Source organism: Pseudomonas sp. DC1.2, assembly GCF_034351645.1.
Classification (GTDB): Bacteria; Pseudomonadota; Gammaproteobacteria; order Pseudomonadales; family Pseudomonadaceae; genus Aquipseudomonas.
Map to the genome: position 1 here is coordinate 2,969,446 of NZ_CP133782.1, position 14,689 is coordinate 2,984,134.

General features: G+C 56.9%; 14 protein-coding genes, 1 tRNA gene and 1 pseudogene. 4 read left to right on the plus strand and 12 right to left on the minus strand.

Annotated features, from left to right (window positions below):
- Positions 1 to 12 precede the first annotated feature (12 nt).
- From RHM68_RS13405 to RHM68_RS13425, 5 genes and pseudogenes are all read right to left on the minus strand, one after another.
- Entirely contained in the window at positions 13 to 756 is a 744-nt protein-coding gene (locus RHM68_RS13405) for an SDR family oxidoreductase (RefSeq protein WP_322223791.1), read from the minus strand.
- 121 nt (positions 757 to 877) lie between these two features.
- Positions 878 to 2,266 carry an oxygen-independent coproporphyrinogen III oxidase gene (hemN, locus tag RHM68_RS13410; RefSeq protein ID WP_322215341.1) on the minus strand — a complete coding sequence of 463 codons (1,389 nt, stop codon included), beginning with the start codon at positions 2,264 to 2,266 and terminating at the stop codon, positions 878 to 880.
- Positions 2,250 to 3,635 carry a coproporphyrinogen III oxidase gene (locus RHM68_RS13415; RefSeq protein WP_322215343.1) on the minus strand — a complete coding sequence of 462 codons (1,386 nt, stop codon included), beginning with the start codon at positions 3,633 to 3,635 and terminating at the stop codon, positions 2,250 to 2,252. Before RHM68_RS13415 ends, hemN begins: the two co-directional genes overlap by 17 nt.
- Positions 3,636 to 3,755: 120 nt before the next feature.
- Positions 3,756 to 4,199 carry a hypothetical protein gene (locus RHM68_RS13420; protein ID WP_322215345.1) on the minus strand — a complete coding sequence of 148 codons (444 nt, stop codon included), beginning with the start codon at positions 4,197 to 4,199 and terminating at the stop codon, positions 3,756 to 3,758.
- Between the two features lie 78 nt (positions 4,200 to 4,277).
- Positions 4,278 to 4,447: pseudogene (locus RHM68_RS13425) on the minus strand (cyclic pyranopterin monophosphate synthase MoaC); the annotation flags it as partial.
- Between the two features lie 352 nt (positions 4,448 to 4,799).
- Here RHM68_RS13425 and RHM68_RS13430 point away from each other — a divergent pair.
- A complete protein-coding gene (locus RHM68_RS13430) occupies positions 4,800 to 5,480 on the plus strand; it encodes a class I SAM-dependent methyltransferase (RefSeq protein ID WP_322215346.1) in 681 nt (226 codons plus the stop codon).
- Positions 5,481 to 5,665: 185 nt separating this feature from the next.
- Here RHM68_RS13430 and RHM68_RS13435 read toward each other — a convergent pair.
- The 6 genes from RHM68_RS13435 to RHM68_RS13460 all read right to left on the minus strand — a co-directional run bounded on the left by RHM68_RS13435 (position 5,666) and on the right by RHM68_RS13460 (position 10,196).
- A tRNA-Gly gene (locus RHM68_RS13435) sits at positions 5,666 to 5,741 on the minus strand.
- Positions 5,742 to 5,804: 63 nt separating this feature from the next.
- Positions 5,805 to 6,365 carry a CDP-diacylglycerol--glycerol-3-phosphate 3-phosphatidyltransferase gene (pgsA, locus tag RHM68_RS13440; RefSeq protein WP_322215348.1) on the minus strand — a complete coding sequence of 187 codons (561 nt, stop codon included), beginning with the start codon at positions 6,363 to 6,365 and terminating at the stop codon, positions 5,805 to 5,807.
- Between the two features lie 33 nt (positions 6,366 to 6,398).
- Positions 6,399 to 8,222 carry an excinuclease ABC subunit UvrC gene (uvrC, locus tag RHM68_RS13445; protein ID WP_322215350.1) on the minus strand — a complete coding sequence of 608 codons (1,824 nt, stop codon included), beginning with the start codon at positions 8,220 to 8,222 and terminating at the stop codon, positions 6,399 to 6,401.
- Positions 8,223 to 8,224: 2 nt separating this feature from the next.
- Positions 8,225 to 8,866: a UvrY/SirA/GacA family response regulator transcription factor gene (gene uvrY, locus RHM68_RS13450; protein ID WP_082069126.1), complete on the minus strand. Its 642-nt coding sequence runs from the start codon at positions 8,864 to 8,866 to the stop codon at positions 8,225 to 8,227.
- A gap of 127 nt (positions 8,867 to 8,993) precedes the next feature.
- Positions 8,994 to 9,434, minus strand: a complete 441-nt coding sequence (locus RHM68_RS13455; RefSeq protein ID WP_322215354.1) for a GNAT family N-acetyltransferase — start codon at positions 9,432 to 9,434, stop codon at positions 8,994 to 8,996.
- Between the two features lie 3 nt (positions 9,435 to 9,437).
- Positions 9,438 to 10,196, minus strand: coding sequence for a carbon-nitrogen hydrolase family protein (locus tag RHM68_RS13460; protein ID WP_322215357.1), 759 nt, complete (start codon positions 10,194 to 10,196; stop codon positions 9,438 to 9,440).
- Between the two features lie 625 nt (positions 10,197 to 10,821).
- Between RHM68_RS13460 and RHM68_RS13465 the strand changes: the two genes are divergently transcribed.
- A complete protein-coding gene (locus RHM68_RS13465; RefSeq protein ID WP_322215360.1) occupies positions 10,822 to 11,910 on the plus strand; it encodes a 3-deoxy-7-phosphoheptulonate synthase in 1,089 nt (362 codons plus the stop codon).
- 72 nt (positions 11,911 to 11,982) lie between these two features.
- Here the strand turns inward: RHM68_RS13465 and RHM68_RS13470 are convergent, their stop codons facing one another.
- Positions 11,983 to 13,035, minus strand: a complete 1,053-nt coding sequence (locus RHM68_RS13470) for a hypothetical protein (protein WP_322215363.1) — start codon at positions 13,033 to 13,035, stop codon at positions 11,983 to 11,985.
- 340 nt (positions 13,036 to 13,375) lie between these two features.
- On the opposite strand from RHM68_RS13470, the gene RHM68_RS13475 reads away from it, so the two are divergent.
- Both RHM68_RS13475 and RHM68_RS13480 read left to right on the plus strand, forming a co-directional pair.
- Positions 13,376 to 14,257, plus strand: a complete 882-nt coding sequence (locus RHM68_RS13475; RefSeq protein ID WP_322215366.1) for a triacylglycerol lipase — start codon at positions 13,376 to 13,378, stop codon at positions 14,255 to 14,257.
- 122 nt (positions 14,258 to 14,379) lie between these two features.
- A complete protein-coding gene (locus RHM68_RS13480; protein WP_322215368.1) occupies positions 14,380 to 14,661 on the plus strand; it encodes a peptidylprolyl isomerase in 282 nt (93 codons plus the stop codon).
- Positions 14,662 to 14,689: the final 28 nt, after the last annotated feature.

Sequence of the window (14,689 nt, forward strand, 5' to 3'; positions counted from 1 at the left end):
TCCCCCGCAGCTTCAGCCCAAGGTGTAACCGTTATCGACTTTCCAGTCCTGACCGTAGACACCCCGGGCACCTTGGGACAGTTGAAAGACAATCACGTTGGCCACCGCTGACGCATCGAGGAAATGACCGGGCAACAGACGTTTGCCAAGGGTGTCGGCGACGTCGCCGAGTTCCCCTTCGTTCAAGCCCAGGTTGTCCCACATCGCGGTCGCGGTCGGCCCTGGGGAGACCACATTGATTCGTACATCAAAGCGCGCGAACTCCACCGCCAACGTGCGTGCCTGAGCCGTGAGCGCAGCCTTGCTGGCAATGCAGGTCGCCAGGCCCGGGAAGGTCGATCCCGTCAGGAAACTCCCGACAAACACCACCGAAGCCGGACTGGCCAACGTCCCGCGCAACGCCGACAGGGTGTTCAGCGCCCCGGCACCGTTGACCGCCCACTGACGCTGGAAGGCTGGCATGTCGAGGCTGTCGGCCATTTCGGCGATCCCCGCGTTAGGCACCAGATAGTCCACTGGGCCCAGCGCCGAAGCGCGTTCGGCCAGATCCCGTAGATCGTCCTGACAGGTGACGTCCCCGGCGCACCATTGCAGTCGTTCGCCATAGATCTGCTGCAAGGTCGGCAATTCGCCGACGGTCCGTGACATCGCCAGCACCTTGACCCCTCGCGGCAAAAGCGCCGCGCACAAGGCCAAGCCAATCCCGGAGCTGGCCCCGGTGATCACGGCCACACGATCCTGAAACTCGGTTTGCATCATGTTCTCCTGGGCATCGTTGATGCCAAGCATTAGGGACATTGCGAGCCCCTATCTTTGAACAGGTGCAAAAATACCGACTTGACGGCGATCAGATTTCTACACGGGTGATTTCGATACTTCAAACAGTGCGGGAAAACTGACCTTTCTGTGCGCCACCCAGGTAGGCGTCAAACGCCATTGCGACGCTGCGCATCATCAAATACCCTTGGGGCAACAGCAGCAATTGGTCGCGGTGAATCTCCAGCAGTCCGTCACGCACATGCTCATCCAATTGCGCCAGCGCGTCGGCAAAATATTGGGTAAAGCAAATGCCATGACCCGCCTCGAACTTGCCGAAATCGACCCGGCCATGGCACATCAGGTCGCTGATCACATCACGGCGCAGCAGGTCATCGGCCTTCAAACGGTAACCCCGATGCACCGGCAACAAGCCTTGATCAATACGGGCGTAGTACTGCGAAAGCTCCTTGACGCTCTGGCTGTAGCTGTCACCGACCTTGCCAATCGAAGACACCCCAAGACCGATCAAATCGCAGTCAGCGTGGGTCGAGTAACCCTGAAAATTGCGTTGCAACGTACCCTGGGTGCGGGCCAGCGCCAGCTCATCGTCCGGTAACGCAAAGTGATCCATGCCGATATAGACATAACCGGCCTCGGTCAGACGGAGGATGGTCAGTTCAAGCAACTCAAGTTTGCGCTCCGGTGGTGGCATGTCGGCTGGACGAATCAGTCGTTGCGCGCGCACCCGCTCCGGCAAATGAGCGTAGCTGTAGGCGGCAATTCGATCAGGACGCAACGCGATGATTTTGCCGAGGGTGACATCGAAACTCTTCACCGTTTGCAGTGGCAGGCCGTAAATCAGGTCGACGCTGATCGACTTGAATTGCGCCCGGCGCGCCGCAGCGACCAGCGCATAAATCTGCTCTTCACTTTGCTGGCGATTGACCGCCGCTTGCACGTCGGGGTCGAAGTCCTGCACGCCAAAACTCAGGCGATTGAAGCCCAACTGGCGCATCGACTGGATCTGCTCGGTGCTGATGGTACGGGGGTCGACTTCGATGGAAAACTCATGGTCGTCGCTGTCGTCCATGTCGAATGCCTGGTGTAGACAGCCCATCAGGTCCGCCAACTGCTCACTGGTCAAATAGGTCGGCGTGCCCCCGCCCAGGTGCAATTGCGTGAGTTTTCGCGTGCGGTCGAACAAGGCGGCTTGCATCACGATTTCGCGCTTGAGGTACGTCAGGTATTCGACAGCGCGGTGAGTTTTCTGGGTAATGATTTTGTTGCAGGCGCAGTAGTAACAAAGGCTCTTGCAGAACGGAATGTGGATGTACACCGACAGAGACTTGGGCAGAGGCGCCAGGTTGCTGTCGGCGGCGGCACGTTGATAGTCATCGACGGCAAACGCTTGATGAAATTGCGGCGCGGTTGGATAGGAGGTATAGCGCGGCCCCGGACGGTCATATTTTTCGACCAGAGCGCGATCGAAATCAAATGAAGTCGTCATGATCAATCCACTCGCTATGGGGTTCATGCCCCCCACCGCCCGAATCCTTTTCAAACAAGTTGCAGATGGCATCTACGTGCGGCCGACCGGCCGGAAGAATACTGATGAACCGGTCAGACAGCTCAATCAACCCGTCACTGGCCAATTGCTCCAGCACAGGCCAGACGGCGTAAAAGTACTGGCGAAAGATCAGTCCATAACGCCTCTCGATTGACTGGACATCCAGCTCCAGATCACACGCCATGCGTTCGGTGACCATTTGCCTGACCTGGCTCCCTGCCTCACAGCGCCAGCCACGACTCGTCGGCAATTGGTCCATGTCCAAGCATTGCTGATACCGTTCCAGTTCGTCGGTATTCTGTGCATACAAATCGTCGATCTGACTGATAGCGCCCAAGCCGAACCCGATATGGTCGCAATACCCGTAACGGGTAAACCCCTCACAATTACGACGTAATCGACCGCGCTCCTGGGCAATCGCCAAGTCATCATCGGGCCGGACAAACTGCCCCAGGCCGATGTAGTGGTAACCTGCGCCGAGCAACTGTTCAAAGCAGATCTCGCGCATGGCGCCTTTATCGTCCTCGCTCGAAAACACCTTGAGGGTGTCGGCGGCCATCGCCCGATAGCGTTGAGGTGGCCGGGAATAATCAAATACCAGCAGCCGGTCCGGCTCCAGTTCGACGAGAGTGGCCAATTTCAGCGCGAAACTTTCCGGCGTCTGCCAGGCATGGCCATAACCCAAATCAACATTGATGGATCGATAACCAAAGGTACGCGCGGCATCGATAAGCGAATGAATGGGTGCCGGGTTCTGGTAGCAGTCCACCGACATATCACTGTCGGCATCAATGTCCGGAACGCCGATGCTGACGTGGTTGAACCCCAAATCTCGCAGCACGCCCATGGTCGACCAATCAGTGTGGTGAAGGTCAACTTCAACGCTGTACTCACTGAACTCATGGTCGAGAAAGTTGAATCGCTCACGAAGTTGACTCATCAGCCGTTTCAGGTGGGCAATGATGGGTGTTCCGCCCCCCAAGTGAAACTGCTCGACCCGCTGCCCTGTCCCCAGGTGACAGCCGACGAGGTCGATCTCATGGAGCAGGCGCTGAAGATAGTGTTCGATACCATTGTGCTCGCATGAAATACCGCGAGGGGAACACAAGGCAGGTCTCAGGTTAGAAGGCAGCTGCACGTTCAGGGACAACGGACGGCGCATCTGGCGACTGATGCGCAAAGACCGAAGCAAATCCAGTGAACCGATGCCGTCATGGAACTTGTCAGTTTCGACATGGCAATTGGGGTCAAGCACGCCTTGATCGCACCGAGCATTCAGCTCGCCGGGGCGGTGAAATAGATTGAGCATTACGGGGCTCCGAGACTGGCTGCGCACTACCAGTGTCGGGGCCTGGCGATCAATGCTCCTTGATTTGTATCAAGCGCGAGCAAAGTGCTGGTTGTGCAGCTGACCGCCGGGTACGTCAGATCACCACGTCAGATAAAACATGCCCTTGGCCAGCAGCACGATGACGATCATGTGGCAGAACAGGCTGCTATGGATGAAATGCAGGTATCGGCCATTCATCCGGCCACTTTTGAACAAAAACATGGCGACCAGAAAGTGCAGCAGTACGCTGACGGCTAGCAAGATCTTCAACATCAACAAGGTGCCGAACGATGAGGCCAACGGTGTGGCAAGGGCCGGCAAATAGCGCAACCAGACCATTCCCGACCCCGCACCAAACAGCACCAGCAAAACCCATGGAATCAAGGTACGGGCGCGTCGACCGATACCCTGTTCGACCAACAGCATCACCTTGACGGGGAGCTGTTTACGGATACTTTCCAGGAACAGAACTTCGAAGAATACCGTGCCGATAAAAATCAGCGCGGCAAACAGATGCAACGTCAGAAACAGCGGATAGAGCATGGAATTTTCGCTCTTATTTCAGCTCAACACGATTCACTCACAGTGCGGGAACCGTCAGTCCAATGGTTGCATCGCCACGCGATCACTGTCGCGAGCCTCGACCCAATGGGTCAGGGCCGCCACACTGACAGCGGTTAACGCCTCCATCTCGACACCGGTTTGCCCAGACAACTTGCACCGGGGAACAACTCGCTCGTGCGCTTGGCCGCCTGGATGCCAGCGATCCTCGCGACTGCAAATACATCACCTACCACTGGCGATCAGTTGTCAGGTTTCGGCTTGCATACATGCGCGCGCGCCCCCGTGAGTAGAGGTGAGTCAGCGTTAATTCGGTCATAAGCAAAAGCCTTGCCCTTCCAGCTGCAGGTTACTGCGTAGAATACAGAGCAGGTCGACTCATGCGGTTGACATCAATCAAGTAATTACAACAAGGCCATGCCTACAACCTTGCGTAAACCTGGATGTCGAACACGGCACATGCTTACAGCATATTGGCTGTCAGCATTTCCACCAGGCGCAGGTAAAGCGTCACCGACAAGGTCCGCTCCACCACCACTTGTCCTATCCTTGATCCACCTCCCCACAACTGCGGACTTCGACATGCCCGTCCCCGAATCCACCCTCCTCCAAAGCTGGCACCACAACGCCCAATCCTGGATCGAAGCCATCCGCACCGGCACCATCCAAAGCCGCCTCAAGGTCACCGACCAGGCAATCCTGCTGGCGGTGCTGGGCTGTCGGCCCGAGCGTGTGCTTGACCTGGGTTGTGGCGAGGGCTGGCTGTTGCGGGCGCTGACTGAACGGGCGATCGAAGCGGTCGGTGTGGATGGCGACCCGACGCTGGTTGAGGCAGCGCGGACAGCGGGCTCTGCGCGGGTGCATTTGGCAAGCTATGAAGAGTTGGTAGAGACGAGGGTGGACATCGGCAGTGGCTACAACATGATCTGCGCCAACTTCGCCTTGTTGCACCAGGACATTATCCCTCTGCTTGCCGCCATGCACGCCCTGCTCGCCCTGCTCGCCCCCGGCGGCGCCTTGGTGATCCAGACGCTGCACCCGTGGACCGCAGCCGCGGGCGACTATCAGGATGGTTGGCGGGAAGAGACCTTCGCTGGGTTCAAGGGGCAGTGGCAACCCATGCCTTGGTACTCGCGCACCTTATCCAGTTGGTTCAACGCGCTGGAAATGGCCGGTTTTCGGCTGACCGGCCTGCAGGAACCGCAGCACCCGCAAAGTCCTGTGCCGCAGTCATTGCTACTGGTGGCCGAGCAGCGTGGATAAGTGCAATCGGGCCGCGAGTACCAGAAAAAAATCACCTACCCAGTATTGGATTTCACGTACTAGAAAATGTACTAAAAAACGTGGCTAGTAGTGTTTTCGAGCGGAACTTACTGGAACGAAAAAAGAGGCCGAAGCCTCTTTTTTCAGTTTCTGCAGACTTCAATGAAAGCCTGCAGAACAATATTTGGAGCGGGAAACGAGACTCGAACTCGCGACCCCGACCTTGGCAAGGTCGTGCTCTACCAACTGAGCTATTCCCGCTTCTTGGTGTGGCGCATTCTATAGAATCCAGAAGCTCCGTCAACCCTTTGATTCAAAAAAGTTTTATTTCTTTTGTACATCCGTCTTCAGATGTGGCCATGCGGCACGTAAGTATTGAACCATGGACCACAGTGTCAGACCTGCCGATACCAGCAGCAACGCATAGCCCACCAGCACCCAAAAGCTGAAATCCGACGGGTTGGCCAATAGAATGACCAGCGCCAGCATTTGCGCGGCGGTTTTCCATTTGCCCAAGTTCGATACGGCAACGTGGGCCCGTGCCCCAAGCTCGGCCATCCACTCGCGAAGTGCAGAGACCACAATCTCGCGACCGATGATCACCGCTGCCGGCAGTGTAAGCCACAGATTGCCATGCTCTTGCACCAGCAGCACCAGCGCTACCGCAACCATTAGCTTGTCAGCAACAGGGTCGAGGAAAGCCCCGAAAGGCGTGCTCTGTTCCAGGCGGCGTGCAAGATAGCCGTCCAGCCAATCGGTGGCAGCGGCAAATGCAAAGACCGAGCTGGACGCCAGGTAGCTCCATTGGTAAGGCAGGTAGAACAGTAAAATGAAGATCGGGATAAGCAGGACGCGTAGAACGGTAATCAGATTAGGGATATTCATCGGCACAACTGGCTACGAGGTGAGTTGGGCATTCTACTCGCTGTGCAGGTTTGCATAAATCGACTCAGCGAGCTTTTTACTGATCCCCGGTGCTTTGGCGATCTCTTCGATGCTTGCACGAGACAGCTCCTGCAATCCACCAAAATGTTTCAACAAATCGCGCCGACGTGTCGGCCCAACTCCCGCAATCCCTTCAAGCGTTGACGTTCGGCGGGTTTTCCCGCGCCGTGCGCGATGCCCGGTAATTGCGAAACGGTGAGCCTCGTCGCGAATCTGCTGAATCAAATGCAATGCAGGAGAATCACCGCGCAAAGTAAATTCGTGAGCGGCATCGTTAAGGTACAACGTTTCAAAACCCGCCTTACGCGTCGCGCCTTTAGCCACGCCTAACAAAATCAGATCAGGCACCGACAATTCATTGAGCACGTCGCGGGCCATCGACAGCTGACCTTTACCGCCATCCACCAGCAAGATATCAGGCAGCTTGCCCTCTCCGTCCTTGAGTTTGCTGAAGCGCCGGGTCAGTGCCTGATGCATCGCCGCGTAATCATCGCCCGGCGTCACGCCCTCGATGTTGTAACGACGGTAATCAGACTTGATCGGACCTTCAGGGCCAAACACCACGCACGAAGCCACGGTAGCTTCGCCGCTGGAGTGGCTGATGTCGTAACACTCGAGGCGCTGCGGTGGCTCATCCAGGTTCAATACTTCTGCCAGTGCGTCGAAACGTGCGGCAACATGCTGACGATTGGCCAGGCGCGCGCTCAGCGCCTGCTCAGCATTGGTGACCGCCAATTGCTGCCAGCGTGCTCGCGTACCACGCACTCGATAGCTGATAGAGAGTTCGCGGCCACGCAGCTCATCAATAGCCGCGATCAGGGTCGGAAAATCTTCATGCACCACGTTGACGATCAACTCGCTTGGCAGGTCGCGCTCGGGACTGGTGATAAAGTACTGTCCCAAAAACGCCGCCATGACTTCGGAAACGTCCTCATCAATCCCCACCTGCGGGAAGAAGTTCTTGCTTCCCAGCACTCGGCCGCCACGCACGCTGATCAAATGCACGCAAGCGCCGCCTGGATTGACAAACGCGGCGATGACATCGATATCGCCTGTCCCGCCCTCCATGCTCTGCTGGTCTTGGACCCGCCGTAACAATGAGATCTGGTCTCGCAGTTCGGCGGCGCGCTCAAACTCGAGATTGATCGCCGCCTCTTCCATCCCGCCAGACAACTCATCGGTCAACGCATTGCTCCGCCCCTCGAGGAACATCACCGAGTGCCGTACATCTTCGGCATACACTTCAGGCTCCACAAGACCGACACACGGCGCCTTGCAGCGTTTGATCTGATATTGAAGGCAAGGCCGGGTACGGTTTTTGTAGTAGCTGTCTTCACACTGACGAACGAAAAAAGTTTTCTGTAGCAGGCTCAAGCTTTCACGAATGGCACCCGCACTCGGATAAGGACCAAAATACTTGCCTTTGGCTTTTTTCGCACCACGATGAATGCTTAGTCGCGGGAACTGGCCATCCGAGAGAAAGACATAAGGGTAGGATTTATCATCGCGCAGCAGAATATTGTACGGAGGGCGCCATTCCTTGATCAGCGTCTGCTCGAGCAGCAACGCCTCGGTTTCGTTAGCCGTGATTGTGGTTTCAACTTGAGCGATCCGCCCTACCAGCGCAGCAGTCTTCGGAGCAAGACCGGTCTTGCGAAAGTAGCTGGCCAAACGCTTCTTGAGATTCTTGGCTTTACCGACATACAGAAGGCGCGCATCGCCGTCGAACATGCGATAAACGCCAGGGCGCCCACTCACGGTCGATAAAAATGCGCCTGGATCGAAGACTTCACTCATTTTCAGAGACTGGCATCAACCATGCCATGACGAACCGCCAGCAGCGTCAGCTCAACGTCGCTGCTAATCGAAAGCTTCTCGAAAATACGATAACGGTAAGTGTTCACGGTTTTTGGCGACAGGCATAACTTGTCAGAAATGATCTGAACCTTCTGACAACCAACGATCATCAACGCGATCTGAATCTCACGTTCTGATAACGCGTCAAAAGGCGAATCGCTGGTCGGCTGAAAGGATTTGATCGCGAGTTGCTGGGCGATTTGCGGGCTGATGTAGCGTTGCCCTGCAAACACCAGCCGAATGGCTTGGACCATTTCCGGCAAACCTGCGCCCTTGGTCAGATAACCAGCGGCACCGGCCTGTAAAAGCCGCGTAGGAAACGGATCTTCTTCGCACACGGTGACAGCGACAACTTTGATATCAGGATGACTGCGCAGCAGTTTACGCGTGGCCTCAAGACCACCAATTCCAGGCATCTTGACGTCCATCAGCACCACATCGGGTTTCAACTCACGCGCCTTGAGCAGGGACTCTTCTCCCGACTCGGCCTGGCCGACTACTTGCAGGCCATCGATGTCCGCCAGCATCCGTGTAATGCCTGTACGAACGAGATCATGGTCATCGACTACTAGCACCCTAATCAAGCAGACACCTCGCGATATGGTCTTATTGGGTTGGCCGACACCTTAGCAAAAAGCGACTGGCAGACCTAGCGGCAAGCAGCATATAAAAAGTTTCAATTCATCTTTGAAGGCTTGCCGCCTGCGTGTTTCAGCGCGGGGCCCGGTCAATATCACGCTGCATTCGCAGGAAACACTCGTCCTCGCCGACCACCTCCAGCCCCATTCGTTGATACAACACCTGGGCTGGATTATTTTTAAAAACGGTCAGGCGCAAAGCAGGCCGCCTCTCTAGCCGAGCCATGGCCGATACTTGATCGATCACCCAAGAACCCGCGCCTTGCCTGCGAAATGCTTGCAGGACATGCAGTTCACGGATGTACAACGCTTTGGCTTCACGACTCAAACTGACATAACCCACGGCGGCGTCACGCTGCACGATCAGCCAGTTCTCACGCCCAGCCCATGCCACATCGAACGCCTCATCCAGCCACAACAGATCGTGCTGAATGTAATAACGCAGCATGTTCTGACAGGTCAGTTCTCGGGCAAAGGCCAGATCCCGAAGCGTAGCAGGGCGTAATTCAAACACCCTTCAATACTCCGGGACGGTCACGACTTGCCCCTCCCAGTCCCCACCGGTACGGCGACCAATGACCATCAGGTTACCGGTGCCGGGGGCCGCAGCAATCAGCGCGCCTCCCTTCGCCCAAATCGCGCTGCGCCCAGCCGATAGCCAGCCTCCTGTCGCCCCGCCATGATTGGCCATCAGGACAACCATCGAATGCTCGCTGGCATAGCCCTTTAATAGTGCCGTGTCGGGGGCATAGCCGTTCTCAGTGATTAGCACGCCGGCAGCGTAGACATCTGCACCCTGCTCTGCTGCTGCAGCAGCGTGACTGGCATGGGAAAAATCAGCACACACCGCCAGCGCGACCGTGTCGCCACCAATCCCCAGTGTCGAACCACCGACCCCTGGCGCAAACGCCACCTCCTCGCCGGAGTGCAGGTGCTGTTTGCTGTAAACACCAAGCGAACCATCGGCACCCAAAACCAAGGCGCCAATCAAGACCGGTGAATGCTCCGACGGACGAATCGGCATCCCGACCACAGCCGTCACACCGGCCTCTCTGGCAAAATCGCGCAACGGTTGAAGAACCTCGGCATCGGGTGCAATAGCCAGCTCTGCTGCGCACCCACGCTCATAACCTGTCAGCGACAACTCAGGAAAAACCAGCAGTTGCACCCCCTGCTCAGCCGCGACCTGAATAAAGCGTTGATGCCATGCGATATTGGCCTCGAGATTGCCCGCAATGGAGATCGATTGGGCAGCAGCAATGCACAGAGTCGTCATGACGCGTCCTTGTGAGGGTGTGTTTTGATCAAAGCCCAGAGTGTGCCACAGCCGATAAAGGACTCAAGTGATAGAAAGAACTGACTGTGCTCGATAGCATTTTCTGATTGAACCCTCGCACCGCCCTCTAGTAAGCTCGGCGCATTCATCGGAGACACATCATGCTCAACGCCCTCTCTCAGCCTTACACTGCCAGCGCTCTGCGCTCGGTTACGGCTGCCCGGGCGACTGATGTTTGCGCTTCGACCAGCTTTTATTTTGGGTATTGGTTTAGCCATTGGCGCGCCTGATACCCACACGGCGGCCACATTAAACGGGCCGCCGCCAAAGAATTTAAAACCCCCGGCCGGCTCCCCGACCGGGGGTTTTGTTTTTTCGCCCGGCACACTTCTAGCGACAACCAGACAATCTGAGGATTCACGACATGAACTACGCCACTTATTACCGTTACGACATTTTTTCCGCCTGGCGATTTACCAACCTCCGCTCGGGACAGCCTGCCGCCTCCGATCGGTCACCCACCGGTGGCAAGCACACACACGCAGCCAATCCGGCTAATTGTCGAACACCCCAGTAGGGCCGAGCGCGCGGGAACAAACCCGCCGCCAGCCCAGGAAGCCCTGACATGAACTCGTCCCTCTCTGCTCTGCCAGTGTCCACCTTGAGCCCCGCAAATGAGGCGCTGACCCTGCGTCTGCCCAGCTCATTGCAACTCAAACAGCAATTGCCCCTGACCCACGCCCTGAGTCAACAAGTCGCCAATCACCGCCAGGCGATCCGCGCAATTCTCAAGGGTGAGGACTCGCGCCTGCTAGTCATTGTCGGCCCCTGCTCCATTCACGACCCTCAATCTGCCCTTGAGTACGCAGGCCACCTCGCTCGCCTCGCGGCCAACGTCAGCGATGAAATGCTGCTGGTGATGCGTGCCTACGTCGAAAAGCCTCGAACCACAGTGGGTTGGAAGGGCCTGGCTTACGATCCGCACCTGGATGGCAGCGACGATATGACAGGCGGCCTGACCCTATCCCGAGAACTGATGCGTGAAATGCTCAGACTGGGTTTACCGATTGCGACCGAGTTGCTGCAACCGATGGCCGCCGGCTACTTCGACGATTTACTCAGTTGGGTCGCCATCGGCGCCCGTACCACTGAGTCGCAAATCCATCGGGAAATGGCCAGTGGCCTGGGTATGCCCGTAGGCTTCAAAAACGGCACCGATGGCGGCGTTGCTGTCGCCACTGACGCCATGCGCTCAGCCGCTCACGCGCATCGCCATTTCGGGGTAGACAGCCAAGGGCATCCTGCAATCATTCAAACCCAGGGCAACCCGGACACCCATCTGGTACTTCGAGGAGGGCATAGCGGCCCGAACTACGATCAAAACAACGTCGCCCGGATCAACAGCGACCTGACCCGGCTCAAGATCCCGACGCGGGTCATGGTCGATTGCAGTCACGCCAATAGCGGCAAAGACCCGCTGCGTCAACCCGCTGTATTCAACGACGTACTGGAACAGCGCCTGCAAGGTGATCGATCGCTGATCGGCATGATGATCGAAAGTCACTTGTTTGAAGGCTGCCAGCCGCTGAGTTCTTCACTGCAGTACGGCGTGTCGGTAACCGACGGCTGTCTCGGCTGGGCCAGCACTGAACAGTTGTTGCGCCAGGCTGCCGAGCGGCTCCGCACACAGCGCAGCGCGCAACAACCGGCATGACCAGGTCGCCTTCCAGCCTTCAACCGAGGGCTGGAAGGCCGCGTCATATCGCAATCGATAGCCGAGACCGAGTCAGGAATGCACCTGCACCAGCATCACTTCGGACTCCTGACTCACACCATCCAGTCGTTCTACCGAGTAAAACACCCGAACCGTCGTATCTTGATGCTCCCTCCAGAAGCGGTATGGAACGATAAACACCAGCGGCTCGCCGGCCATACCCCTTGAAATTTCACGCTCATCACGGTGACTGAAGTGTGTGCCGTTGCACTTCAAGTACACCAGCTCACCTTCTTCAGTTCGGGCGTTATCGATGACGACGGTGACCCCGTCAATCGAATCCGGAAGATCCAGCCACCCTTCATCGGCCTCCAGCACGACCGGGGCCAGCAATGGACCTCGCACAAGCCTGCCTATCGATAACTGCGCAGGCTCAGAGTCACGGGGCAACTGCCCGCATTGCTCGACGCGATAACTGATCGTCACGGCTGATCCCAGACTCGGCGCAATGAATTCCGGCCTGACCCAGAATGAGAGCGTTTGCCCCACCGCGAAGGTTTCAATATTCAATCGGTCACTAAACGTCGTTTGTGCCGTTACGCCCTTCCACGACAGCACGATTCGGTCACCCGCCGCCATCCTGGCGTAAGGTCTAATCGCCACACATACCCCTTCAACGACCCGGTCCGGATCAAGTGTTCCACCCACAGCGCCATTTACCACGACCGGTAACAACTGGGATCGAGGGTCACCTACGTTCAACTGCAACAGCAGGGAATCTGCGCTGCTGGGCAAAGACATACTGCTGAGGGTGTAGCTAATCTTTACTGATCCGCCATCCAACGCCTCGATGTGTTCGCCGGCGACGGCAAAGATAATGTCCTTGCCCACCTGCCCTTCGCTAACAAAACGCGACACCTCATGTCGGTATTCAGCGCCCTCGGCGTCCAGCCCCACCCAGCACAGGACCAGTTTGTCCCCGCACGCCATAGCCAGGTAAGGCGCTACCTTGACAATAGCTTTGCTGATTGCCGGATCAAGGGCGCCGGCGCGCGCCTGTTCCAGGCAGGGTGCGGCCAGGCATTTATCTACAGCACGGTCTACATCTGCTTCATGCGGGATCATTCAAACGCTCCAGTCCTTGGAAAAGGTGCAGACCCGCAGGCCTGCACAGGAAGAAGCCTATTAAACCGCCAAAGCATGGCTCAGCGATGTCGGGTGATGACAGCCGATAGCGCAGAAAAACGCCATTCGACGAGTCAGTCATTGGTGATGAATCAGCCTTAGCCTCACCTAAAGATGTCCAAATGTTCAGACACAAGCTTCGCTCGCATCCGAATTTTCATACGCTTTTTAATCTGCTTTCGCCCTCATTAAAGCGGCATTTCATACATCGCCGCCCTCGTTGAGTGTTTAAAGTGAGGCGTGGCCAAAAAAAGCAAACTCCTGCGAAAAAGGTATGAACATGCAACGGAATGCAACAAATCGATACCCAATCTTGCTGATACACGGCCTCTTCGGCTTCGACCGTATCGGCTCATTCGAACTCTTCCATGATGTCAAGCAGGCACTCAGAAACGCCGGGGCCAGGGTGTTCATCCCACACCTGTCAGCCACCCACAGCAACGAGGCGCGTGGTGACCAGTTAATGGCACAGATTGAACGGGTACTGGCAGGGACCGGCGCGCGCAAAGTCAACCTGATCGGACACAGTCAAGGGGCACTGGCTGCACGCTATGCGGCGGCCGTCGAACCGCAAATAGTAGCGTCAGTGACGTCAGTCTGCGGGCCCAACCATGGCTCGGAACTGGCTGATTTCTTGCGTAAAGCCCTGGAGCCCGGACGATTACCGGAACATGTCGCCAGGGCTGTCGCCACACTGTTTGTCGACTTTCTGTCGCTGCTCAGCGGCAACGTTCGTCTACCGCAGAATGCGATTGCAGCGCTCAACGCACTGACCACCGAGGGCGTCGGCGCTTTTAACGACAAATACCCACAGGGACTGCCTGAAAACTGGGGCGGTCAGGGCCCTGAGCTGGTTAATGGCGTGCGGTACTACTCGTGGAGCGGCACCCTAAAGCAAAATATCGGCGCCGCTGTGCTTGATGCTCTCGACCCGGTGCAATTTTTTTGCCGGGCCTTTTCCGAGTACTTCATCACCGAGGCCGAGCAAAACGACGGCATGGTCGGTCGATACAGTTCCCACTTGGGCAACGTCATCCGCTCCGACTACCCCATGAATCATTTGGACAGCATCCGTCAGACGCCGGGGGTTGGCACCCAAGGCTTCGACTCAATAGCGTTGTACTTACAGCACGCAGAACGCTTGAGGCGAGCCGGACTTTAACCGGCCCTTTTATGGCGTTCGCGCGAGGGTTGGCGAACGTACTGATGGAACTTTGAGAAGAAATAGGCCACTGAATCCGGTAGTCTCGGCACTTTACTGAACATTGAATGGAGAATTTCCCCATGGCTAAAGCCACTGCCCGTCACATCCTTGTTGCCAGCGAAGCCAAGTGCAACGAACTCAAGACTCAGATCGAAGACGGCGCTGACTTCGCCGACGTTGCCAAAGCCAACTCCACCTGCCCTTCCAGCCGTCAGGGCGGCGACCTCGGCTCGTTCGGTCCTGGCCAGATGGTAAAGGAGTTCGACACCGTCGTTTTCAGTGCTCCGATTAACGTCGTGCAAGGCCCCGTCAAGACCCAGTTCGGCTATCACCTGCTGGAAGTAACCAGCCGTCAGGACTGATCTGTCCTCAGGTTTCTCTACAACGGCC